Origin of the sequence: Meridianimarinicoccus roseus (assembly GCF_003172915.1) — a bacterium.
GTDB lineage: Bacteria > Pseudomonadota > Alphaproteobacteria > Rhodobacterales > Rhodobacteraceae > Meridianimarinicoccus > Meridianimarinicoccus roseus.
Window position 1 is genome coordinate 22,084 of sequence record NZ_QGKU01000032.1, and the last position, 22,502, is coordinate 44,585.

At 67.7% G+C, this 22,502-nt stretch carries 21 protein-coding genes and 1 pseudogene; 16 read left to right on the forward strand and 6 right to left on the reverse strand.

Translation table 11 applies throughout. The features are described 5' to 3' along the window. The first annotated feature begins 14 nt into the window (after nucleotides 1-14). From cobO to DKT77_RS21510, 3 genes and pseudogenes are all read left to right on the forward strand, one after another. Complete coding sequence (gene cobO / locus DKT77_RS09225; RefSeq protein ID WP_109811584.1) at nucleotides 15-641, forward strand: cob(I)yrinic acid a,c-diamide adenosyltransferase; 627 nt, start codon at nucleotides 15-17, stop codon at nucleotides 639-641. 47 nt (nucleotides 642-688) lie between these two features. Further along, on the forward strand, nucleotides 689-1,234 hold the full coding sequence (locus tag DKT77_RS09230) for an NADPH-dependent FMN reductase (protein WP_109811416.1): 546 nt from the start codon (nucleotides 689-691) through the stop codon (nucleotides 1,232-1,234). Nucleotides 1,235-1,434: 200 nt separating this feature from the next. Then, nucleotides 1,435-1,650, forward strand: a pseudogene (locus DKT77_RS21510) (methyltransferase domain-containing protein); the annotation flags it as partial. Between the two features lie 331 nt (nucleotides 1,651-1,981). On the opposite strand, the gene DKT77_RS09240 reads toward DKT77_RS21510, so the two are convergent. Next, a complete protein-coding gene (locus DKT77_RS09240) occupies nucleotides 1,982-3,028 on the reverse strand; it encodes an NAD(P)/FAD-dependent oxidoreductase (RefSeq protein WP_109811418.1) in 1,047 nt (348 codons plus the stop codon). Between the two features lie 103 nt (nucleotides 3,029-3,131). Between DKT77_RS09240 and mnmC2 the strand changes: the two genes are divergently transcribed. Then, nucleotides 3,132-3,803 (forward strand): tRNA (5-methylaminomethyl-2-thiouridine)(34)-methyltransferase MnmC2, encoded by a 672-nt coding sequence (mnmC2, locus tag DKT77_RS09245; RefSeq protein ID WP_109811419.1) that lies wholly within the window; start codon nucleotides 3,132-3,134, stop codon nucleotides 3,801-3,803. Nucleotides 3,804-3,856: 53 nt separating this feature from the next. After that, nucleotides 3,857-4,765: a DMT family transporter gene (locus DKT77_RS09250; RefSeq protein ID WP_274520074.1), complete on the forward strand. Its 909-nt coding sequence runs from the start codon at nucleotides 3,857-3,859 to the stop codon at nucleotides 4,763-4,765. 126 nt (nucleotides 4,766-4,891) lie between these two features. Here DKT77_RS09250 and DKT77_RS09255 read toward each other — a convergent pair whose 3' ends face one another. Beyond that, a complete protein-coding gene (locus DKT77_RS09255) occupies nucleotides 4,892-6,814 on the reverse strand; it encodes a lytic transglycosylase domain-containing protein (RefSeq protein WP_109811420.1) in 1,923 nt (640 codons plus the stop codon). A gap of 313 nt (nucleotides 6,815-7,127) precedes the next feature. Between DKT77_RS09255 and dapA the strand changes: the two genes are divergently transcribed. The 6 genes from dapA (at nucleotide 7,128) to DKT77_RS09285 (ending at nucleotide 11,517) form a co-directional block, all read left to right on the forward strand. Continuing rightward, nucleotides 7,128-8,000 carry a 4-hydroxy-tetrahydrodipicolinate synthase gene (gene dapA / locus DKT77_RS09260; RefSeq protein WP_109811421.1) on the forward strand — a complete coding sequence of 291 codons (873 nt, stop codon included), beginning with the start codon at nucleotides 7,128-7,130 and terminating at the stop codon, nucleotides 7,998-8,000. After that, the gene (locus tag DKT77_RS09265; RefSeq protein ID WP_109811422.1) at nucleotides 8,000-8,482 is read left to right on the forward strand and encodes a TrmO family methyltransferase domain-containing protein; all 483 of its coding nucleotides are present in this window, start codon (nucleotides 8,000-8,002) and stop codon (nucleotides 8,480-8,482) included. Before dapA ends, DKT77_RS09265 begins: the two co-directional genes overlap by 1 nt. Before the next feature lie 96 nt (nucleotides 8,483-8,578). Beyond that, on the forward strand, nucleotides 8,579-9,571 hold the full coding sequence (locus DKT77_RS09270) for a hypothetical protein (RefSeq protein WP_109811423.1): 993 nt from the start codon (nucleotides 8,579-8,581) through the stop codon (nucleotides 9,569-9,571). Nucleotides 9,572-9,637: 66 nt separating this feature from the next. After that, nucleotides 9,638-10,114 (forward strand): SsrA-binding protein SmpB, encoded by a 477-nt coding sequence (gene smpB, locus DKT77_RS09275; protein ID WP_109811424.1) that lies wholly within the window; start codon nucleotides 9,638-9,640, stop codon nucleotides 10,112-10,114. A gap of 108 nt (nucleotides 10,115-10,222) precedes the next feature. Further along, entirely contained in the window at nucleotides 10,223-11,074 is an 852-nt protein-coding gene (gene sseA / locus DKT77_RS09280; protein WP_109811425.1) for a 3-mercaptopyruvate sulfurtransferase, read from the forward strand. Nucleotides 11,075-11,133: 59 nt separating this feature from the next. Continuing rightward, complete coding sequence (locus DKT77_RS09285) at nucleotides 11,134-11,517, forward strand: rhodanese-like domain-containing protein (RefSeq protein WP_109811426.1); 384 nt, start codon at nucleotides 11,134-11,136, stop codon at nucleotides 11,515-11,517. Nucleotides 11,518-11,713: 196 nt separating this feature from the next. On the opposite strand, the gene DKT77_RS09290 is transcribed toward DKT77_RS09285, so the two are convergent. Both DKT77_RS09290 and DKT77_RS09295 read right to left on the reverse strand, forming a co-directional pair. Beyond that, on the reverse strand, nucleotides 11,714-13,048 hold the full coding sequence (locus DKT77_RS09290; RefSeq protein WP_109811427.1) for an ammonium transporter: 1,335 nt from the start codon (nucleotides 13,046-13,048) through the stop codon (nucleotides 11,714-11,716). 32 nt (nucleotides 13,049-13,080) lie between these two features. After that, complete coding sequence (locus DKT77_RS09295; protein WP_109811428.1) at nucleotides 13,081-13,419, reverse strand: P-II family nitrogen regulator; 339 nt, start codon at nucleotides 13,417-13,419, stop codon at nucleotides 13,081-13,083. 268 nt (nucleotides 13,420-13,687) lie between these two features. Between DKT77_RS09295 and DKT77_RS09300 the strand changes: the two genes are divergently transcribed. Further along, nucleotides 13,688-15,922: a transglycosylase domain-containing protein gene (locus DKT77_RS09300; RefSeq protein ID WP_109811429.1), complete on the forward strand. Its 2,235-nt coding sequence runs from the start codon at nucleotides 13,688-13,690 to the stop codon at nucleotides 15,920-15,922. 164 nt (nucleotides 15,923-16,086) lie between these two features. Here the strand turns inward: DKT77_RS09300 and DKT77_RS09305 are convergent, their stop codons facing one another. Continuing rightward, entirely contained in the window at nucleotides 16,087-16,698 is a 612-nt protein-coding gene (locus tag DKT77_RS09305) for an MlaC/ttg2D family ABC transporter substrate-binding protein (RefSeq protein ID WP_109811430.1), read from the reverse strand. Then, on the reverse strand, nucleotides 16,676-17,455 hold the full coding sequence (locus DKT77_RS09310) for an MlaA family lipoprotein (protein ID WP_238547772.1): 780 nt from the start codon (nucleotides 17,453-17,455) through the stop codon (nucleotides 16,676-16,678). The genes DKT77_RS09305 and DKT77_RS09310 overlap by 23 nt, the downstream gene beginning before the upstream one ends. A gap of 171 nt (nucleotides 17,456-17,626) precedes the next feature. On the opposite strand from DKT77_RS09310, the gene DKT77_RS09315 reads away from it, so the two are divergent. The 4 genes from DKT77_RS09315 (at nucleotide 17,627) to DKT77_RS09330 (ending at nucleotide 22,468) form a co-directional block, all read left to right on the forward strand. Continuing rightward, entirely contained in the window at nucleotides 17,627-19,357 is a 1,731-nt protein-coding gene (locus DKT77_RS09315; protein ID WP_109811432.1) for a type I secretion system permease/ATPase, read from the forward strand. Beyond that, the gene (locus tag DKT77_RS09320; protein WP_274520073.1) at nucleotides 19,354-20,673 is read left to right on the forward strand and encodes an HlyD family type I secretion periplasmic adaptor subunit; all 1,320 of its coding nucleotides are present in this window, start codon (nucleotides 19,354-19,356) and stop codon (nucleotides 20,671-20,673) included. The genes DKT77_RS09315 and DKT77_RS09320 overlap by 4 nt, the downstream gene beginning before the upstream one ends. A 57-nt stretch (nucleotides 20,674-20,730) precedes the next feature. Then, nucleotides 20,731-21,198 carry a RidA family protein gene (locus DKT77_RS09325; protein WP_109811433.1) on the forward strand — a complete coding sequence of 156 codons (468 nt, stop codon included), beginning with the start codon at nucleotides 20,731-20,733 and terminating at the stop codon, nucleotides 21,196-21,198. Nucleotides 21,199-21,280: 82 nt separating this feature from the next. Continuing rightward, nucleotides 21,281-22,468 carry a GNAT family N-acetyltransferase gene (locus DKT77_RS09330; protein ID WP_109811587.1) on the forward strand — a complete coding sequence of 396 codons (1,188 nt, stop codon included), beginning with the start codon at nucleotides 21,281-21,283 and terminating at the stop codon, nucleotides 22,466-22,468. The last annotated feature ends 34 nt before the right edge of the window (nucleotides 22,469-22,502 follow it).

A 22,502-nucleotide genomic window follows, 5' to 3' on the forward strand; every position in this document is an offset into this window, starting at 1 on the left:
AGGAAGGGGATGCCATGACCGAAGAGACCAGGCCGCAGGACGAACTTGCCCGCCACGCCGCCAAGATGGCCAAGAAGAAGGCCGCGCGGGACAAGATCATGGCTACGAAGGAGGGCGAGAAGGGCCTGATCATCGTGCATACCGGGAAGGGGAAGGGGAAATCCTCGGCCGCGTTCGGAATGATCTTCCGCTGCATCGCGCACGGGATGCCCTGCGCGGTGGTGCAGTTCATCAAGGGCGGCATGAGCACGGGCGAGCGCGATCTGATCCTGTCGCGCTTTTCCGACGTCTGCCAGTTCCACACGATGGGCGAGGGGTTCACCTGGGAGACGCAGGACCGCGCCCGCGACACGGAGATGGCGCAGGCGGCCTGGGAGAAGGCGAAGGAGCTGATCCGCGACCCGGCGAACCGCATGGTCCTGCTGGACGAGATCAACATCGCGCTGCGGTATGATTACCTCGACGTGGCGGAAGTGGTTGCTTTCCTGCGGGACGAGAAACCGGAGATGACGCATGTGGTGCTGACCGGGCGCAACGCGAAGGAGCCGCTGATCGAGGCGGCGGACCTCGTGACCGAGATGGAATTGGTCAAGCATCCGTTCCGGTCGGGTATCAAGGCGCAGGTCGGGGTGGAGTTCTGAGCGCGGGGCATTACCTGCGCCAAGGGTCATGACGAGGGGACATATCGATGACGACGCTGAAACTTGCCGGGCTGTGCGGATCGCTGCGCCGCGAGTCGTTCAACCGCAAGCTGCTGCACGAGGCGGTGCGCCATTTCGGGGACTGCGAGTTCACGCTGGTCGAAACGCGCTTTTCCGTGTTCGACGAGGACATAGAGAAGGGCGAAGGAATCCCGAAGGAGGTGCAGGCGGCGGCAGAGGCCATCGCGGCAGCGGATGCCGTGATCATAGCCTCGCCGGAATACAACCAGTCGGTATCGGGCGTGATGAAAAACGCGCTCGACTGGATCAGCCGGACCGAGGGCAACCCGTGGCTGCGCAAGCCGGTAGCGATCATGTCGGCCAATGCCGGCCGATCGGGTGGGGCGCGCGGGCAATACGCTTTACGCTTGTGCCTTGCGCCGTTCCGCCCGCTGATGGTGCCGGGCCCGGAGGTGCTGATCGCCGCGCCCGGCAAGGAGTTCGGTGAGGACGGGCGTCTTCAGAACGAGCTTTACGAGAAGGCGCTGTCGGACCTGATGGGGGAATTGCGCACCGCGGCAGAGCGCAAATAGGCAAAGCGGGCTTCTGGACGATCTCGCGCTTCCGGTCGCTCGTCATCGCGGCGGCGCGCGCCATGGGCCCGGACGCGACGCGACCACGCGGCAGGCCCTGACCGTGTCGGGGCTTGCGGGACGGAGCGGTCTTCGCTTCGCCGACATCGGCTGCGGGACCGGGGCCACAAGTCTTTTCCTTGCAGCGGAACCGGAAGCGCATGTCGCGGCGGCCGATTTTTTGGCCCGAGATTCTCGCCGATCTTGGCGACACTGCGCGTGACCGCAGTCTTCAGGACAGGATCGAGACGGTGACGGCAAACATTGCCGAGTTGCCGTTCGGGGACGGCGCCTTCGACACGATCTGGTCGGAAGGCGCTGTCTGCAACATCGGCCTTGTGCGCGGGGTGGCGGAGTGGCCACGCCTTCCGAGGCCCGGCGGCGATCTGGCGCAGAGCGAGTTGACCCGGCTGACCCGCCAGCCCACGGCGCTGGAGAAGCGCCGGAACGCCGCCTACCCCCGAAGTGGACACCGCGGCCGAGAGAACCGCCGTGATCGAGGCCGCGGGTCTTGTCTTGCTGCGATGTTTCCCCCTCTCAGAACTGCTTGCCGGAAAACCACTGCCGTCCGATGCAGACCCGCTTCGAGCGGTTTGCCGACCGCAACGGCCGCTCAGGCGCGGCGCGCACCATCGTCGCGGAAGAGCGCGCGGAATTTGTCAGTTGCTGAGGGTTCGACAACGCGCGCAAGCCCGGCGGTTAGCGGCCTTACAGGTTGTCTTCGACCCGGAACCCCGCCGGGATGACGTCCCGCCCGTCCAGAACCAGATCGGCCATGACCTCTGCAACCTTGGGCGCCATGCCGAAGCCGATCTTGAAGCCGCCATTGGCGATGAACACGCCCGCGCGGGTCGGGTGCGGGCCAAGCATCGGCGCGCGGCTGCGGGCGCGTGGCCGCACGCCCGCCCAGCGCCCGATCACCGGGGCGCCCCCCAGGGCAGGGACAGCGGCACGGGCGCGTGCCAGCACATCGTCAAGTTGACCGTCCGTGGCGGCGGGATCGTCGTAGTCGCGTTCGCTGGTCGAACCGATGGCCACGGTGCCGTCGGAATGGGGCACCACGTGCAGCCCGCCCGCGAAAAGCTGGGGCGCGCCGCGCCGGTCAAGCCGCAGTAGCGCCGCCTGCCCCTTCACGCCAGTCCCAACGGGTCGGCCGGTTTCGGCGGACAGCGCGAGCAGCCCGGCATGGCCGGTCGCCCAGACCTCGGGGCGCCCGGTGGCGGGCTCCGCATCGGGCACGATGCTGCCGCCCTGCGCGGTGACGGCAGCGGCGAGCGCGGCGCAGGCCTGCGCCGGGTGAAGCCGCGCACTGAGCGTGTCGCGGATCAGCCGCCCCGAAGGACTGAGGGGCGCCCAGTCGCCTGCATCATCCGCCGCGATGACCTGCCAGCAAGCCAGACCCTGCCAGAGCCGCGCCGCGCCCTGTGCCCGTTCGTCGGCCAGTGCCAGCGCCCGGTCGCCATCCACCGGTTGCAACCGGCCGAGCCGCCCATAGCCGGACGGCCGCCCCGAACGATGTTCGACCTCATCCCAGAACGAGCCGGCCATGATCAGGCTGTCGAACTGGAATGCCTTCTTCTCGTTCCAGTTCTCGGGGGTGTGGGGGGCCAGCGCGCCGACGATCCCGCCCGAGGCCCCGGCCCCCGGCCCGCCCGGATCGACCACCCGCACCCGTGCCCCACGCCGGGCGCAGGCATGGGCGATGGCCAGCCCGAAAATCCCGGCACCGCGAATCGTCACATCGGGCTGCGTCATGACGGACCCTGCAAAAAGGTAACATCAGATTGACATTTGGACGGTTCTGGCAATTTTACGTCGCTGGGGAGCATCGGAACACCAAGGGCAGGGAACGTCAGCTATGACAGCCGATCCGGTCGATATCCAGTGGCACGAGGAGGGTGTCCCCGTTTCGGGACAGTTCGACGATCCGTACTATTCGCTGGAGGACGGGCTGGCGGAGACCCGCCATGTCTTTCTTGCGGGCAACGGCCTGCCGGAGCGCTTCCGGCCGGGCTTTCACATCGCCGAACTGGGCTTCGGCACCGGGCTGAACCTGTTTGCCGCGCTGAAGGCGTGGCGCGATATGGGTGTGGGCGGGCAGCTTCACTACACCGGGTTCGAGGCCTACCCCCTGCTGGCCGAGGAGATGGCGCTGGCACTGACCGCCTTTCCCGAGATTCTGGAAACCGCGCGCCCCTTCCTTGCCGCCTGGGAGGATGGCGCGACGCGGTTCAGCGCGCCGGATCTGGAGGCGCAGGTCATCATCGGCGATGCACGCGAGACGCTGTCGCGCTGGGACGGGATCGCCGATGCGTGGTTCCTTGACGGCTTCGCGCCAGCCCGCAACCCGGAGCTGTGGGAAGCGCCGCTGCTGACCGACGTCGCGCTGCACACGGCACCGGGCGGCACGCTGGCGACCTACACGGCGGCAGGCGTGGTGCGTCGCGGGCTGGAAGCTGCGGGTTTCGCGGTGGCCAAGGTGCCGGGCTTCGGTCGCAAGCGGCACATGACGCTCGGACGGCTGGAGTGACGCGCGCGGCGACGGCCGCAGGCACCGACCCGGACGGGGAATCGAGCGAGGCGCTGGATCGCGCATCCGCACAGGCACGGGATCAAGCGCGGGCGAACCGGACCGGGATCGGGTTCATGGTGGCCGCGTCCCTGGTCTTTGCCTTGCAGGACGGGCTGTCGCGGCATCTGGCGGACAGCTACAGCCTGCTGATGATCGTGATGATCCGCTACTGGTTCTTCGCGGCTTTCGTGATCGCGGTGGCGGCGCGCAGGCCGGGCGGGCTACGAGCGGCGGCGGCGACGCGGCAGCCTGTGGTGCAGGTCCTGCGCGGGCTGCTGCTGGCCGCCGAGATCTGCGTGATGGTGGCGGGATTCGTGTTGCTGGGGCTGGTGGAGACCCATGCCATATTCGCGGTCTACCCGCTGCTGATCGCGGCGCTGTCGGGGCCGCTGCTGGGCGAACGGGTGGGCTGGCGGCGATGGGCGGCGATCCTGGCGGGATTCGCCGGCATCCTGGTGATCCTGCAGCCCGGCGTGGCGGTGTTCACGCCCGCGGCGGCGGTGCCGCTGCTGGCGGCGGCAATGTTCGCGCTTTACGGCCTGTTGACGCGCTACGCCGCGCGGCGGGACAGCGCGACGACCAGCTTCTTCTGGACCGGCACGGTAGGGGCTGTGGCGATGACCGCCGTGGGCCTGTGGCACTGGGAGCCAATGGCGCGGGCGGATGCTGCGATGATGGCCGCGCTGTGCGTTTCGGGCGCGCTGGGGCACTGGTGCCTGATCCGTTGCTACGACGCGGCCGAGGCAGGGACCGTGCAGCCCTTCGCCTACCTGCAACTGGTTTTCGCCACCGGCGTCGGGATGCTGGCCTTCGGCGAGGCGCTGCGTCCGAACGTGGCGGCGGGCGGGGCGATCGTCGTGGCGGCGGGCCTTTTCGCGCTGTGGCGTGCCCGGCAGGCGGACCGTGCGGCGTCGGGCTAGCCCGGGGCGGGCGAACGGAGGCGACTCGAGGTGCGAGGTCGGCGGGGCAGGCGTGCAGCTGGCGTGGGGCGGACGGAGTGCCGGACGGTTCCGCGCGCGAGACCCCCGGATCAGGTCCGGGCCAAGCTAGCGTCCGGCAAGCTCCGCACTCAGGGTCACGGGGCCGGTCTGTCCGCTCAGGCGGGCGCGGTAGGGCGCGAGGCTTTCGGACACCCGCATGACATAGTTGCGCGTCTCGCGATAAGGGATCGCCTCGATCCAGTCCACGACATCGGCACCGGGCGCGCGCGGATCGCCAAGCTCGCGCAGCCATTGCCGGGCGCGCGCCGGACCCGCGTTGTACCCTGCGGAAACGAGGATCGGGTTGTTCCCGAACTCGGCCACCAGCCCGGCCAGATAGGCCGTGCCCAGCGCCGCGTTGTAGTCCGGATCGGCGGTGAGCCGCGCCAGCGAGTACTCCATCCCCAACTCGCGCGCGACGTCGCTTGCAGTGGCGGGCATCACCTGCATCAGCCCGCGCGCGCCCGCAGGGCTGACCACGGTGGGATTGAACTCGCTTTCGCGGCGCGCGATGGCCAGCGCCAGTTCCCGGGTGACGCCAGGGCGTCCCTCGACCGAGATACGTTCGAGCGGAAAGTAGTCGCGGTGGAAAGTGTGACCGTAATCCGCCGCGCGCTTGGCGATCTGCAACTGGATGTAGGGCGCGCCAAGCTGTTCGGTCAGCGACAGCAGGCGCCCGATCTCGCCCCGGTCGCGGCTTTCGGCCATATGCGCGAAGAACCGCGCCGCGAGGGTCAACTCGCCCGCTTCATGCAGCGCCACGCCCGCGCGGTAGACGCTGGAAGCCGCGATGGCACTGTCGCGCGCCACCGGGAACGTCTCGTGCCCGGTCAACCGCGGATCGAGCGGAAGGCCAGCCCGTTCCGCGGCAAGCTGGCCGTAGAAGCTGGTCTGGAACTCGGCCCCGAAGGCATAGGCGGCGGCGGCCTCGGCGGCCTGGCCCAGCGCCTCGTGGGCGCGGCCTTCCCAGTAGCCCGCCCGCCCGAGGCTGACCGGCGTCGTGACCCCGGCCCGGAAGCGGCGGAAATGCGCCAGCGCGGCGGCCGGACTGTCCAGCCTGCGCAGCGCGAGATATCCCGAAAGCCATTCGAGATCGGCGAAATCCGCCCCTTCGGACAGGAAGTTCTGGGACGCCACGAGATACGCCTCGCGAGTCCGTCCGTCGCCGAACAGAGTGCGCGCCACGAGCCTGCGCCGGGGCGCCCATACCTCGGGCCGACCGAGCCGTTCGGCGGTGGTGGAACGGTCCAGCAGGATCTCGATCACGCCGTCCTCGCGGCCCTTGCGCGCGCGCCATTCCATCCGTTCGAAGGCAAGCCCGGGATCGCCCGCCAGTGCGTCCGGCACGGCGGCGATGCGCGCGTCCACCCCCGGCTCGTCGCCACGCAGCGCCACGCGGGCATCGTGCAGCAGGCGCCAGCCTTCGGGCACGCGGGGCCTCTGGCGCGCCGCGGCATCAAGCGCGCCGCGCCATAGAAGCTCGTCCATGCGCGCGACATGGTGATCGGCCAGCGCGACCCCGTAGCGCGCCATCAGAACGTTCTCGGCCTCTGCGCCGAGCGTCATGGACCGCCACGCCAACACCGCCAGCGCCTGCGCGTCCTGTCCGCGCCCGGCCTCCTCGAGTGCGGCGGCGAGCCGCAGCACCCCGTCAGACGTCTGCGGCAGATGGTAGGAGAAGTACGCGATCACGTCTGCGGCCGGCGCGGAGGGCGCGATCGCCTGCTCACCCCGGCGCAGCATCAGCGGCAGGCCCGGCCAGTCGGGATAGGCGCGCAGAAAGGCGAGATATTCGTCGAGGCTGCCCTGCCCCGACCGCAAGCGGTGCCAGTCCGCGACGGCAAGGGGGATCTCGCCACCGCGCCGGGCGGCGGCAGCGGCTGCGGGCCAGTCGCGGGCGCGGACGTGGTCCATCGCGGCCGACAGATCGGCCTGCGCCGGTCCCGCCAGCAGCCCCAGCGCCAGCCCGAGTTTCACCCACCTGTGCATCGTCACCCCCCGTTTCATACGCGCACCGGCCGCAACCCCGACCAGCGCGCCCGACTGTTCCGACCCCGACCGGCGGACCGGCACCGCAGCATGGCTGCTCGCGTGTCGGCCTGGCCCGACGCGCGCCGCCCAGATCGCGCGGCCCCGCGCAGACGTAGCAAGCCGAACCGGCCGCGCAACTCAAAATCACGGCATTCGGCAGGGTTCTTGGCAAGGCCGGGCCGCGCATGTATGTGCCACGTGGCCGCCCGGACTGGCCCGCGCGGTGCAAGACGGCCGACCCCGACGTCGGCCCAGAACAAGGAGCAAGGTCATGTTCAAAGGGTCCCTTCCAGCCCTGGTAACCCCGTTCAAGAACGGCGCGGTGGATCATGACACGCTCAAACAGTTGGTCGAATGGCATGTCGCCGAAGGGTCGCACGGGCTGGTGCCGGTGGGCACGACCGGCGAAAGCCCCACGCTGAGCCACGACGAGCACCAGCAAGTCGTGGAAACCGTGGTGGCCGCGGCGGCGGGCCGCATCCCGGTGATCGCGGGCGCGGGATCGAACAATACCGCCGAAGGGATCGGCCTCATGCAGCACGCCGCCGCCGTCGGCGCCGACGCCGCGCTGGTGGTCACGCCCTATTACAACAAGCCCACGCAGGCTGGGCTGATCGCGCATTTCACCGCGCTGCACGATTGCTGCGAGCTGCCGATCATCATCTACAACATCCCCGGCCGATCGGTGGTGGACATGACCCCGGCGACGATGGGCGCTCTGGCGGAGCTCCCGCGCATCATCGGGGTGAAGGACGCGACCGGGGATCTGGCCCGCGTCAGCCAGCAGCGTATCGCCTGCGGGACGGATTTCGTACAGCTTTCGGGCGAGGACGCGACCGCGCTAGGGTTCAACGCGCAGGGCGGCACAGGCTGCATCTCGGTCACGGCGAATGTCGCGCCGAAGCTTTGCGCCCAGTTTCAGGAGGCGACGCTGGCGGGCGACTATGCCGCCGCGCTGGAGCTTCAGGACCGGCTGATGCCGCTGCACGAGGCGATTTTCCTAGAACCCGGCGTTGCCGGCGCGAAGTACGCGCTGTCGCGGCTGGGCCGCTGTGCGCCGGACGTGCGTCTTCCGCTGGTCGGGCTGACCGATGCGGTCAAGGCGCGGATCGACGCCGCGCTGACCCATGCCGGGCTGACCTGATGGGCGACGCGCCGCGCGAGGGCGAACGCCTGCTACCATTCGATCCAGGCGCGCGCGCCGACGCGTCGCTGTGTTTCATCGGGCATATCCGGTCGCCCTGGGGGCCGGACACCGACACGCCGAAGAACATCGGCCGGGCGCGCGAGACCGGGCAGCCCGCGCAGATCGAACTGGCCGAGGGGTTCGGCGCGGGCCTTGCGGGCCTGTCTGTCGGGCAGCCGATCATCGTGATCACCTGGATGCATCTTGGCCGCCGCGACCTGATCGTGCAGGCGCCGCGCCACGCGGACGGGCCGCGCGGCACCTTCGCGCTACGCTCTCCGCGGCGGCCGAATCCGGTCGCCATGTCCACCGTGCGGATCACGTCGATCGACCCGGAGGCGGGCGTGATCGGCATCGACGCGACCGACGCCTTCGACGGCACGCCCGTGGTGGACATCAAGCCCTGGCTGGAAACCGTGGACCTGCCCCCGCGCGAATGACGGAGCGAACACCTGCTCTCATTCAGGAATCGCGATACTTTTGGTTGAAACCGTGTTAACCTTACCTTAGGTCAATTCTAGAGGGAGGGGATCACCGTGACACGCATTCGACGCACCATCGCCACCGGGGCCATCGGCCTTGCAGTGTGCTGGGGGACGGCCGGAACGGCCGCGCAGCTTCTGTATTTCAACGACGGCGGCGGAACCGTCGTATCGGCACCGGGAGTCGTGGCCGGCCCAGTGCTGACCTTTGGAACGACGCTGACAGACACCGCCTACGAGGACGACCCGTTCCTGAGCGCAATCCTGCCGGCGGTCTCGAATCCCAACCGGGGCTGGATCTTCCACACCGACAAGAGCAGCGGCGACAAAGGCGGCGGCATCTACCTGCGTTTCGATCTGCGCGGCGTGCCCGGCGGCGTGAAGCGCGGCGCCATCACCGGCGGGGCTGCCGGCCCGGCGGATGCCGACGGCAAGAACGCGCCGCTGACCTACGCAACTTACGGGCTTGGCCGCACGCCGGGCGCGCGCTGGAAGGCGAATTTCGCCTTCGCCGACGGCGAGGACAATCCAGGCCGCGCGCTGGACCAGCGATTCGTTGAACTGGTAAAAGATCACCTGCAGGGCCCGGTGCGCGATGTGAAAGTGGCTTACGAGGGCACCATATCAGTCGGCGGCGATATCTTCGCGGCGCCGCCCCAGCAGGACCCGGCCCCGAACAACGTGCAGTCGGCCTATTCCGGCGGCGACGGGATCACCTTTTTCGAGGTCGTCGGCGGGACGCTGGACTATCTCGATTTCTTCATCGGGGATTTCGACCAGCGGATCGATTTCCAACGCCTGAGCCATTTCCTGTCGGCGATCCACCTGTTCGGCGATGCGGGGCCAACCGATTTCGGCTATGACCCCGCGCAGGCGCAGGTGTTCCAGTTCATGCGCACCGGGAACGAGGCGGCGGACGGCTCGTTCACCGTGACTGCCGGTATCGCCTATGTGGACGAGGTGCCGCTGCCCCCAATGCTGCCTGCCTTCGTGCTGGGGCTGGCCGGGCTCGGGGTGCTTGCACGGCGCCGTACAGGCCGCCACTGACCGCCGGAACGCGCACGGGCGTCGCGTCTGGAAACCCGCGGCCCAAGCGCGTATATCCTGCGGATCATGGCAAAAGAGAAACAGAACCCGAACTACAAGGTCGTCGCCGAGAACCGGCGCGCGCGCTATGACTATGCGATCGAGGACGACATCGAATGCGGGATGGTCCTGCAGGGGTCCGAGGTCAAGTCGTTGCGCATGGGCGGCTCCAACATCGCCGACAGCTACGCGGCGGTGGAGGAGGGCGAGTTGTGGCTCGTGAACGGCTATATCGCACCCTACAAGCAGGCCAAGACCTGGGGCCACGAGGAACGCCGCCGCCGGAAGCTGCTTGTCAACGCCAAGGAACTGACCAAGCTTTGGGCCGCGACGCAGAAGCAGGGCATGACGTTGGTTCCGCTGGTGCTGTATTTCAACCACAAGGGCACCGCGAAGATCAAGCTGGGCATCGCCAAGGGCAAGAAGACCCATGACAAGCGCGCCACCGAGGCCAAGCGCGACTGGCAGCGTCAGAAGGCGCGGCTGCTGCGCCACGAGGCCTGAGGCCGCCGTGTTCACACGCGCTGTCGGCCGGTGCCGTACCACCGGCCTTGCACCGGGCTGTGCACCCGTCTAGCAATAAAATTACGTTCCCAGCGAAAAGAGCCAGCGATGCACGACAGCGATCCCAAGACCCTCGTTTCCACAGACTGGCTTGCCGATCACATGCGCGACCCGGACCTGCGGGTGCTGGACGCGTCGTATTACTTGCCGGACATGGGGCGCAACGCGCGGGCGGAATACGACGCGGCGCATATTCCGGGCGCGCGGTTCTTCGACATCGACGAGATTTCCGATCATAGGTCCGAGTTGCCGCACATGGCACCGCCGGTGGAAAAGTTCATGTCCCGCCTGCGCAAGCTGGGCGTGGGCGACGGGCACCAGGTGGTGATCTATGATGGCGCGGGGCTGTTTTCGGCGGCACGGGTGTGGTGGCTGTTTCGCCTGATGGGCAAGACGGACGTGGCCGTGCTGGATGGAGGGCTGCCGAAATGGCGCGCCGAAGGCCGCGAGATCGAGGATCTGCCGCCGGTGATCCGCGACCGCCACATGACGGTGCAGCGCCAGGCGGCGATGGTGCGCGATGTCACGCAGGTGGCACGCGCGGCCAAGCTGGGCGACCACGAGATCGTGGATGCACGGTCGGCCGAGCGGTTTGCGGGCCGCGTTCCCGAACCCCGCGAGGGGCTGCGGGCGGGCCACATCCCCGGCTCCCGCAACCTGCATTTTGCACAACTTCTGAACGATGACGGCACGATGAAGGCACCGGATGCGCTGCGCGCCGCCTTCGAAGCCGCCGACGTGGATCTCGCCAAGCCGGTCATCACGACCTGCGGGTCGGGCGTGACGGCGGCGATCCTGAACCTCGCGCTTTCCCGGATCGGCAAGACCGACCACGCGCTCTACGACGGATCCTGGGCCGAATGGGGCATGTTCGGCGATCTGGACGTCGCCACAGGCTGACCCCCAAGGGGCCGCAAGCCGCCAACGCCGCAGACCGACACCGGCACGAAGGATGCGCCATGACCGTCGAGGAACTTGACACCGGCACGCTGGAAACCTGGACCCCGGACGAGGTACAGGCCGCCTTCGACGCGAACGAGATCGCGCTGATCGACGTGCGCACGCCGCAGGAATACATGTTCGAACATGTGCCCGGCGCGCTGCTTCTGCCGCTGTCGTTCTTCGACGCGGCCAAGCTGCCCAGCCAGAAGGGCAAGCGCCTGGTGTTCCATTGCGGATCGGGCGTGCGGTCCCACAGGGTCGCGCGTGCCGCGCTGGACGCGGGTCTTGGAACCGTGGCGCATATGGGCGGCGGCTTCGCGGCGTGGAAGGCGGCGGGCAAGCCCTACATGGGCACCGACATGGCCACGGGCGCACCCCGACGGGTCGATCCGGCCGACTGACGCCCCGGCGCGGACGGCCAGTGGCGGCCCGGCCTGCCGTGCGGCGCGTGCGGGACACGGCCAGAGGCACCACGCCGGACGCGCCGCTCCCCCTCCTCCTTGCACCTTCGATCCAGCACACTGCGGCACCGCACGACAGCAAAAAGCCCGGGCGCTGCGCGCGCCCGGGCCAGGTTGAGGCTGACTGGAAGGAGGATCAGCCTTTCGAGAATTCGGGATAGGCTTCCATCCCCATTTCGGACATGTCGAGCCCGTTGACCTCGTCCTCCTCGCTGACGCGGATGCCCATCAGGCCTTTCAGGACCATCCAGACCACGCCCGAGGCGATGATGGTGAAGCCGCCGATCGCGCCGATCCCGTAAAGCTGCGTGCCGAGGCTCGCGTCGCTGTTGGTCCAGACCACGACCAGCGTGCCCCAGATGCCCGCGAACAGGTGCACCGGGATCGCGCCGACCACGTCGTCGATCTTCAGCTTGTCCAGCATCGGAACCGCGAACACCACGATCACGCCACCCACGGCACCGATGATCGTCGCCTGACCCAGCGTCGGAGCCAGCGGTTCCGCCGTGATCGACACGAGGCCCGCCAGCGCGCCGTTCAGGACCATGGTCAGGTCGGGCTTGCGGTACAGGATCTGCGTCAGGATCAGCGCCGCCACGGCACCGCCGGCCGCCGCCGTGTTGGTGTTGGAGAAGATCCGCGACACGTCGGCCACGTCACCCACAGAGCCCATCGCCAGCTGCGAGCCGCCGTTGAAGCCGAACCAGCCCAGCCACAGGATGAACGTCCCGAGGGTCGCCAGAGCCAGGTTGGAACCAGGGATCGGGTGCACCTGGCCGCCTTTGTACTTGCCGATGCGCGGCCCGAGGATGATCGCGCCCATCAGTGCGGCCCAGCCGCCCACGGAGTGCACGATGGACGAACCCGCGAAGTCCGAGAAGCCCGCTTCCGACAGGAAGCCGCCACCCCAGGACCAGGACGCCTGCAGCGGGTAGATGATCGAAGTCAGGATGATCGTGAACACCAGGAACGGCCACAGCTTGATCCGCTCGGCCACCGCACCCGACACGATGGAGGCGGTCGCGGCGCAGAACATCAGCTGGAAGAAGAAGTCCGAGCCGGTCGAGGCATAGGAATAATCGTCCGCGCCCGCGGCATCCACGCCGACCGCTTCCAGCACACCCACGGCCGGGAACAGGGCCGAGAACACGCCATCGATCGCCCAGTCGCCCAGCGGGTACATCAGGTTGTAGCCGATCAGGTAATAGAAGATCGCCGCCAGCGAGAACAGCGCGACGTTCTTGGTCAGCTGCATGGTGACGTTCTTGGACCGCACGAGGCCCGCCTCCAGCATGGCAAAGCCGGCCGCCATGAAGAACACAAGAAAGCCGCCCACGAGGAACAGCAGGGAGTTCAGAATGAACACCACGTCGGTGGGCACCGCAGCAGGCACTTCCGCCTCCTGCGCCATGCCGAGCGCCGGAAGCGCCGCAACGGCGGCCGCCATCAGGAATGTCTTGGTCAGTTTCATCAGGTATCTTCCCCTCTCAGGTCGCGCCGGGATTACAGGGCGTCTTCGTTGGTTTCGCCGGTCCGCACGCGCACCGCCTGCGCCACGTCGAGCACGAAAATCTTGCCGTCGCCGATCTTGTCGGTTTTGGCGGTGGTCTGGATCGTCTCGACCACCTGGTCGGCCATCGCGGCGTTGACCACGATCTCCAGCTTGACCTTGGGCACGAAATTCACGGCGTATTCCGCGCCGCGATAGATCTCGGTATGGCCGGATTGTGACCCGAAACCCTTGATCTCGGTGACCATCATGCCGCGCACGCCGATGGTGGTGAGCGCCTCGCGCACCTCCTCGAGCTTGAACGGCTTGATTGCTGCAATGATCAGTTTCACGTGTTTCCCCTTCCGTTGGGCCGGGTGCCCCAAAGCGCCCCGCGTATCTTCACGACGCTCACTAGCGCCGAGGGCGCGGGGCTTCACAAGGAAGCCATGCATGTGAAACCGGCAGAATCCCGAGGTTGATGCACAATTTTTGCACATTAAGGTATTTGAGATTACTTTTTGGGCAGTTTGGAATCTTGCACGCGCAGCAAGTTGGGTCCACATGCGGTCCGAATTGGGCTAAGGTGGCGCCAAGCAATACCCGCAAAAGGGGCATCTCATGAGCAGAACAGGCAAGCGCAAGTCACCCTTGCGGGCAGACCGGCGCTACCCGGCGTCACCCGCGCCCCGCAAAACGACGACTGCTGGGAAAACAGGCAATCCGCCCCCGCGCAAGTCCGCAGCGCGCAAGCCGCGCAAACCGGCGGCACGCCGAGCGCGTGGCGGCGGCGGCGGCCCTCTGGGTCCGGTCCGGGCCTTGCTGCGCTGGATTGTGCGCCTTGTGTGGGCGATCGGCTGGCGCGTCGGCGCGGTGCTGGGGGTGGTCGTCGCCGGGGCGGTCGCGATGGTCTACAACACGCTTCCCGACTCCACCGAACTTATCGACGGGCGCGCGCGCGGGTCGGTCACGCTGATGGATCGCGGCGGCGAGGTCTTCGCATGGCGCGGCGACCAGTTTGGCGGCATGATCACCGCAGACACCGTGTCGCCGCATCTCAAGCACGCGATCATCGCCACAGAGGACCGGCGATTCTACCGCCATTTCGGCGTCAGCCCGCGCGGCGTGGCCAGTGCAATCCGCATCAACCTGAGCGAGGGGCGCGGCGCCCTCGAAGGGCATGGCGGCTCCACCATCACGCAGCAGACCGCCAAGCTGCTGTGTCTTGGGCGGCCCTACGTGCCCTCTGAATGGAAGAACGAGGCCGCCTACGAGGCCGACTGCCGACGCGGTTCGCTCACCCGCAAGATTCGCGAGGCGATCTATGCATTGGCTCTGGAAGCACGCTATTCCAAAGACGAGATCCTGACGATCTACATGAACCGCGCCTATCTCGGCGCGGGCGCGCGCGGCTTCCAGGCCGCCAGCCAGCGCTATTTCGGCAAGTCAGCCGCCGAGGTGGACCCTGCCGAGGCGGCGATGCTGGCCGGCCTTCTGGTCGCGCCCACGCGCTTCGCGCCGACCTCGAACCTCGAACGCTCGCGCGAGCGCGCCAACCTGATCGTCGGCCTGATGGAAGAACAGGACTATCTGACCCCGGCCGAGGCCGACCGCGCCCGCACCTACCCCGCCGCCCTGTCCGAGGCCGCCGAGGCCCGCGCGGGCGGCTATTTCGCAGACTGGGTGATGGAAAGCGCGCCGTCCTTCCTTGCATCTGAAACCACCGAAGACGTCCTGATCCGCACCACCTTCGACGCGCGCCTGCAGCGCGCCGCCGAGGACGCGATGCGCACCGTGTTCGAGGAAAAAGTGCGCGAAGGGTCAAAGGCGCAGGCCGCCATCGTGGTCATGAGCGCGGACGGCGCGGTGCGCGCAATGGTAGGCGGGCGCAAGACGCGCGTGTCGGGCCAGTTCAACCGCGCGACGCAGGCACTGCGGCAGACCGGGTCGGCCTTCAAGCCGTTCATCTACGCCGCCGCCCTCGACCTTGGCTACAGCCCCGACAGCATCGTCGTGGACGAACCGCTGACGCTGAACGTGCCCGGGTCCGGGCCGTGGTCCCCGAAGAACTACAGCCGGGATTTCGCGGGCCGGGTCACCCTGACCGAGGCGCTGGCCGACAGCCTGAACATTCCGGCGGTGAAGGTGTCCGAAGCGGTAGGGCGCGACGCGGTGATCGCCGTGGCGCAGGGCTTCGGCATCTCGACCGACATCGACAATGTGCCGGCGATGGCGCTCGGGACGTCGGAAACCACGTTGCTGCAGATGACGGCAGCCTATGCCGGCATCCTGAACGGCGGCAGTTCGGTGACACCATACGGGCTGACGGAACTGCGCCTGCTCGGCGACGACGCCCCGCTTCTGGGCCAGGATGGCGGGATCGGAGAACGGGTCGTTTCGGGCGGAGCGGCACGGCAGCTTGTCTGGATGATGCATCGCGTCATCGAAGACGGCACGGGCCGCCGCGCCAAGCTGGGCGACCGACCCGCCGCCGCCAAGACCGGCACCACATCGGCGGCGCGGGACGCCTGGTTCGTGGGCTTCACCGGCGATTACGTCGCCGGGGTGTGGATGGGCTATGACGACAACACGCCGCTTTCGGGCACCACGGGCGGCGGGCTGCCCGCCGACATCTGGCGCGAGACGATGCTGCGCGTGCATGACGGGCTGCCGATCACTCCGCTGCCGATGGACCCGCCGAAGGGCGGCGGCGCGCTTGTGGCAGACGGCGCCCAGTCTGGCGGACAGGGCCCCAGCGTTGCCCCGCTGGACGATTTCGGTGCGGCGGGCGACCGCGTGGTGCGCGAAACGGAACGCGCGATCACCAATGTGCTGAAGAACCTGTTCGGCGGCTGATCCCGGCCGCCGCACCGCACGAGCCCAGACACGGGCACGGGCACGTGCACGTGCCAGCTTCGGTGGCCAGATAACGGCCAGTCAGACACAAAAAGGCCCCCGATGCCGGATCGGCGCGGGGGCCCATTTGTTGCGGTGGGGTGGCACGCCGTCCCCCGGCGCCGTCAGCCCGCCTTGAGCTGCTGCGTGAGCCGCGAGACGCTGCCGCCGGCCCTGTCCAGCAGGGCGCCGATCTCGGTGCGTTCGGTGGTCAGCATGTTGATCCCCTCGATGATCACGTTGAACACCTTGGGACTGCCCGACCGGTCGGAGATGTGGAAATCAACCGCGACGGGGCTTTCGCCCCGCAGGTTGGCGACGCTCTGCACCACGGTGTACTTGCCTTCGGCGCGCACGCGCTTGACTGTGATGTCGCCGCCTTTGAACTCCTGGAACCGGCGGCCATACTTGTCGGCGACATAGCCGGAATAGGCGTCGGTATAGGCGCGCAGTTCGGACGCGCTGGCCGATCGCGCCGCCACGCCAAGCGAAAACCGCGCGATCGTCGGCACATCCGCGTAGCGTTCGAAGATGCGTTCGAAGTCCGACAGGATCGCGCCCGTGGACTTGCCAGAGTTGATCACCTTCTGGATGTCGGCCACGAGCGATGTCACCAGTTGCTGTGCCTGTGCGTCGGTCAGCGCAACTGCTGCGCCGGGCATGGCCGCAGCCGCGCCCAGAAGGGCCGCGAAGCCGCGACGGGTGAGGGTCAGATCATTCACCGTAAAGCTCCTCATAAGGGTCGATGGCGGCCGCGCTGGACGTGTCGCCCAGCTGGAAACGCCGGTTGTCGAGATAGATCAGCCTGAGCTGCGCATAGCTGTCGGCGCTTTCGTACAGCACGTTGTCCACGGTATCCGCGAACTCGTACCGGTAATCGACCGCCTCGGTCACGTAGGTGCCGGCGGGAATATAGGACTCGGGCGCATCCAGGCCAATGAAGGACAGCGGGTTCAGGAACACGTCCACAACTTCGCCCACCAGCGCGCGCTGGGTGTAGGGGCCGAACAGCGGTACTTCGAGGTAGGCGCCTTCGCCCGCGCCCCAGACGAACAGCGTCTCGCCGAAATCGGTGCTGCGATCCTCTAGGCCGAGCGACGTCGCCGGATCGAAGATGCCCAGCACGCCGACCGTGGAATTGACAAGAAACCGGAAAAAGTTGTGCACCGTGTTCTCGCCACGCCCCTGAAGCCCGGCGTTGATCGTGTCGGCGGGCAGGCTGAAATGAGACTGGACGTTGTTCAGACGCTGGCGGACGTAGCGGGGCAGCACGGTGCCATAGGCGCGCGAGACCGGCCGGAACACGACCCGGTCGAATTCCTTGTTAAATGCATGCACATCGCGATTGACCGACTCGTACGGATCGTTGAACTCGGAACCTGGCGGGGAACTTGCAGTGCACGCGGACAGCGCAAGCGCCAGCCCCATGACGGCAACGGCCCGCACGGCGCGACGCGGTCCGGATTTTTCGAGAATGCGACTATCAATGACCACTTCGGTTCGAGCCCCTTGTAACGACCATGTCAGACATAGTAGATCGGCGGCGACAGCGCCACCGTCTCTCGACCTCGTGACAGGGGCGCGACTGGCAGGCCGGGCGCGCCACGTCGATGTCTGTAAGCTCGCTGTGGGCTTCGGGGCGGACTTTCTCGAAGGGGCCGGATCATGAGCGGGTCGGACAGCGCGGGGCGGCGCGAGCTTAAGCAGGCACGGGCGGAAAGTCGGCCGCTGCTATGGTTCGTCGGAATTTTCAGCGCCTGTGTGAACCTGCTGATGCTGACCGGGCCTATCTTCATGCTGCAGGTCTATGACCGGGTTCTCGGCAGCCGCTCCGAAGCGACGCTGGTCGCGCTCGCCGCGCTTGTGGCGTTCCTCTATCTGATGATGGGCATACTAGACTACGTGCGCGGACGGCTGCTGTCGCGGGTCGGGGCTCGGTTTCAGGCGCGGCTCGACAAACGTGTGTTCTCCGCCGCGATCGAGAATTCGGCCAGCAGCGACAGGAACGCTTCTGCGGCCGGGGTGCGGGACCTTGAAACGGTGCAGCGGTTCATGGCTTCGCCCGTTCTCAGCGCGTTCTTCGACGTGCCGTTCACGCCGATCTTCCTGGCAGGCATTTTCATCTTCCACCCGTGGCTCGGGCTCCTCGCAGTGGGCGGCGGCGCGGTGCTTGTCGCCACGACGCTGATGAACCAGGCTCAGACCCGCGAGCCTGTGCTGCGGTCCGGCCAGGCCACCGCCGAGGCGGACAGGATGTCCGAACGCCTGCGCGGCGAGGCCGACATGGTCCAGAGCCTCGGGATGCGCGGTGCCGCCTTCACCCGCTGGCAGGCAATCCGCGCGCGCGCGCTGTCGCTCGGGCTGACGGCCAGCGATGCGCAGGGCGGCTACACCGCCGGCACCAAGACGTTCCGCCTGTTCCTGCAATCCGCCATGCTGGGACTGGGCGCCTACCTCGTTCTGCAGGAACAGATGACCGCTGGCGGCATGATCGCAGCGTCGATCCTGATGGGCCGCGCCCTCGCTCCGATCGAGATGGCGGTGGGCCAGTGGGCGCTGGTGCAGGGCGCGCTGCGCAGCTGGGACAACCTGGCGGAGCTTCTGACCAAGGTGCCCGAACGACCGCGCCGCACCGACCTGCCGCGGCCGCGCGCGATTCTCGACGTGGCCAGCCTCACCGTGCTGCCGCCCGGCGAACACCAGGCCTCTTTGCGCATGGCGAGCTTCCGGCTGGAACCAGGCGAGGCGATCGGCGTGATCGGCCCGTCCGGGTCGGGCAAGTCCACGCTGGCGCGGGCATTGACCGGAGCATGGCCGCCCGCGGGCGGCGCAGTGCGGCTCGATGGCGCGACGCTGGACCAGTACGACCCCGACACGCTGGGCAGCTATATCGGCTACCTTCCGCAAAAGGTGCAGCTGTTCGACGGCACCATCGCCGAGAATATCGCCCGCCTCGCGCCCGGGGCCCGCGACGAGGACATCATCGCCGCCGCCAAGAAGGCCGACGCTCACGAGATGATCCTGAAACAGCCGCGCGGCTACGACACCTACCTGTCGATGACCGGCGGCAACCTGTCCGGTGGACAGATCCAGAGGGTCGGGCTGGCCCGCGCGCTTTACGGCGACCCGGTGATCCTGGTGCTGGACGAACCGAACTCCAACCTCGACAACGAAGGCTCGCTGGCGCTGAACGAAGCGATCCGGACGATGAAGGCGGAAGGCAAGGGCGTGCTGATCATGGCGCACCGGCCCGCCGCGATCCAGGAATGCAACAAGCTTCTCGTGCTCGAAGGCGGCGCCGTGCGCGCCTTCGGCCCGCGGGACGAAGTCCTGTCGAAGATGGTGCGCAACGCCGGCGAAATCATGTCGTCTAAAGCAAAGGGGGGCATCTCGTGACCCAGAATCCAGACAGCGCCGAACGCACCTGGTCGGCCCGCAGACCCCTGATCACCGGTATGGTGGTCCTGCTCATCCTGTTCGGCGGCTTCGGCAGCTGGGCGGTCTTCACGCAGATCGCCGGGGCGGTCGTCGCCTCAGGGCGGATCGAGGTAGACCAGAACCGGCAGGTCGTGCAGCACATCGACGGCGGCGTGGTCGAAGAGATCTTCGTGCGCGACGGCAACATCGTGGAGGAAGGCGAGGTTCTGCTGCGGCTCGACGGGTCTACCCTGCGGTCGGAACTGTCGATCATCGAAGGCCAGCTGCACGAAATCATGGCTCGACGCGCGCGCCTGCAGGCCGAACGTGACGGCATCGACTCGATCACCTTCGACGCCTCTCTCATCGCCGCGGCGCAGGACCGTCCCGACGTCGCCGAGATCATGGAAGGCCAGCGCAACCTTTTCGCCGCGCGGCGCGAATCGCTCGACCGCGAGGTCGAACAGCTTGGCAAGCGCCGGGCGCAGATCGAAAGCCAGATCGAGGGGATCGACGCGCAGGAAGCCGCGATGGGGGTGCAGCTTGCTTTGATGCGCGAGGAACTGGGCGACCAGCAGACCCTGCTGGACAGCGGGCTGGCGCAGAAATCCCGGCTTCTGGCGCTCAAGCGCGAAGAGGCCCGCCTTAGCGGGACCCTCGGCGAATTGCAGGCCTCCCGCGCCGAAAACGAGGGCCGCATCACCGAGATCGACATCCAGATCATCGGACTGGTGAACCAGCAGCGCGAAGAGGCGATCACCCAGTTGCGCGACATGCTTTCGCGCGAATTCGAACTGGCCGAACAGCGCCGCGCGCTGCTGGACCGGATCGGCCGACTCGACATCAAGGCGCCGCTGGCCGGAGTGATCTACGACATGCGGGTATTCGCAGAACGGTCGGTCATCCGTCCGGCGGACCCGGTGCTCTACATCATCCCGCAAGATCGCCCGCTGATCATCACGACGCGCATCCAGCCCACCAATATCGACCAGGTCTATCCCGGCCAGGAGGTCAGCCTGCGCTTCTCCGCGCTGGACCAGCGCACCACGCCGCAACTGATCGGGTCGGTAACGCAGGTGTCGGCGGACGCCTTCACCGATGAACAGCGCGGCACCAGCTACTACACCGCGCAACTGATCCTGAAGGACGGCGAGATGGACCGCCTGCCCGAAGGCGTGACGCTGCTGCCGGGGATGCCGGTCGAAGCGTTCCTGCGCACCGACGACCGCACGCCGCTGGCCTATCTGCTCAAGCCGCTCACCGACTATTTCATCAAGGCGTTCCGCGAAACCTGACCGGTACCGGTGCGCCCGCCTTCCGTACTCCACCCCGCGCCCAGAAGGACAATGCCCATGACCCCGGACATCCAGGCCCGCCTGACCGACCTCGGCCTCGCGCTGCCGCCCGCACCCGCGCCGGCGGCCAATTACGTGCCTTTCGTGCTGGCGGGCGACCTGCTGCACGTCTCGGGACAGGTGGCTGCGGACGCGAACGGCTTCATCATCGGCAAGCTTGGCGACACGATGGACCTAGATGGCGGGGTCGCCGCCGCGCGGGCCTGCGCATTGAGCCTGCTGGCACAGGTCAACGCCGCCTGCGACGGCGACCTGTCGCGCCTGCGCCGCGTGGTCAAACTGAACGCCTTCGTCAACTCCACGGCGGATTTCACCGACCAACCCAAGGTCGTAAACGGCGCGTCCGACCTGTTCGCCGCGCTGCTGGACCCCGCCGTTTCGCCCCATGCGCGCTCCGCCGTGGGGGTCGCTGCGCTGCCCTTCGGCGTCGCGGTGGAAATCGACGGCATCTTCCAGATCGGCTGAGGCCGCGCGGCACCTGCATCTTGACCTCGGCCCGGCAAGGTCCAACTGGTGTCGTGACATGCACGGACAGGCATCGCACGACATGGCCGACGACACGATCGAGGTGACGGCCCACGCCTCGCTTGCCGACATTCCGGCGGCGGACTGGGATGCCTGCGCCTGCCCCGAAACCGCCGATGGCGGGCGCCCGGTCGATCCTTTCACCACCTACCGCTTTCTGCGGGCGCTGGAAGACAGCCGGTCAGTCGGCACCGGCACTGGATGGGAACCACGACACCTTGTCGCCCGCCGCGGTGGGCAGGTAATTGCCGCCGCCCCGCTCTATGCGAAGTCGCACAGCCAGGGCGAATACATCTTCGATCATAACTGGGCCCACGCCTACGAAAACGCGGGCGGACGCTATTACCCGAAGCTGCAGATCGCGGTGCCGTTCACCCCTGCGACAGGGCGGCGCCTGCTGACCCGCCCGGGGCTTGAGGCCGACGGGCGCGCGGCACTGGTTCAGGGCGCGCTGCACCTTGCAAGCCGGTATCACCTCTCGTCGCTGCACATCACCTTCTGCACCGAAGACGAACGCGCACAGGCCGCGGAACTGGGGCTGATGCCGCGCAGCAGTCAGCAGTTTCACTGGCTCAATCGGGGCTATGACACCTTCGACGATTTCTTGGCCGACCTGTCGTCGCGCAAACGCAAGAACATCCGGAAGGAACGGGCGACCGCGCAGGCCTTCGGCGGGCAGATTGTGGCACTGACCGGGGATGATATCCGCCCCGAACACTGGGACGCGTTCTGGGAATTCTACCAGGACACCGGCGCGCGCAAATGGGGCACGCCTTACCTGACCCGCGCCTTTTTCGACCGCGCGCAGGAGACGCTGCGCGACGACATGCTTCTGGTACTGGCGCTGCGCGGAGGACGGCCTGTGGCAGGCGCGCTCAATTTCATCGGGCGCAGCGCACTTTACGGCCGCTACTGGGGCGCGATCGAGGATCACCCCTGCCTTCATTTCGAATGCTGCTACTATCAGGCCATTGACGCCGCCATTGCGCGCGGGCTGGACCGGGTGGAGGCCGGCGCGCAGGGTGCCCACAAGCTTGCGCGCGGCTACCTGCCTGTCGCCTGCCATTCGATGCACTGGGTGGCGGACGAAGGCTTCGCCCGCGCCGTGGACCAGTATCTTCAGGCCGAGGCAGGGGCAGTCACCGAGGAGATTGAGGTGCTCACCGCCTACGGCCCTTTCCGCAGGACCGACGCCGCGATCGACCCGTGACCGGCGCAGGAACCACCCGCGCCCGGCCCGCAAG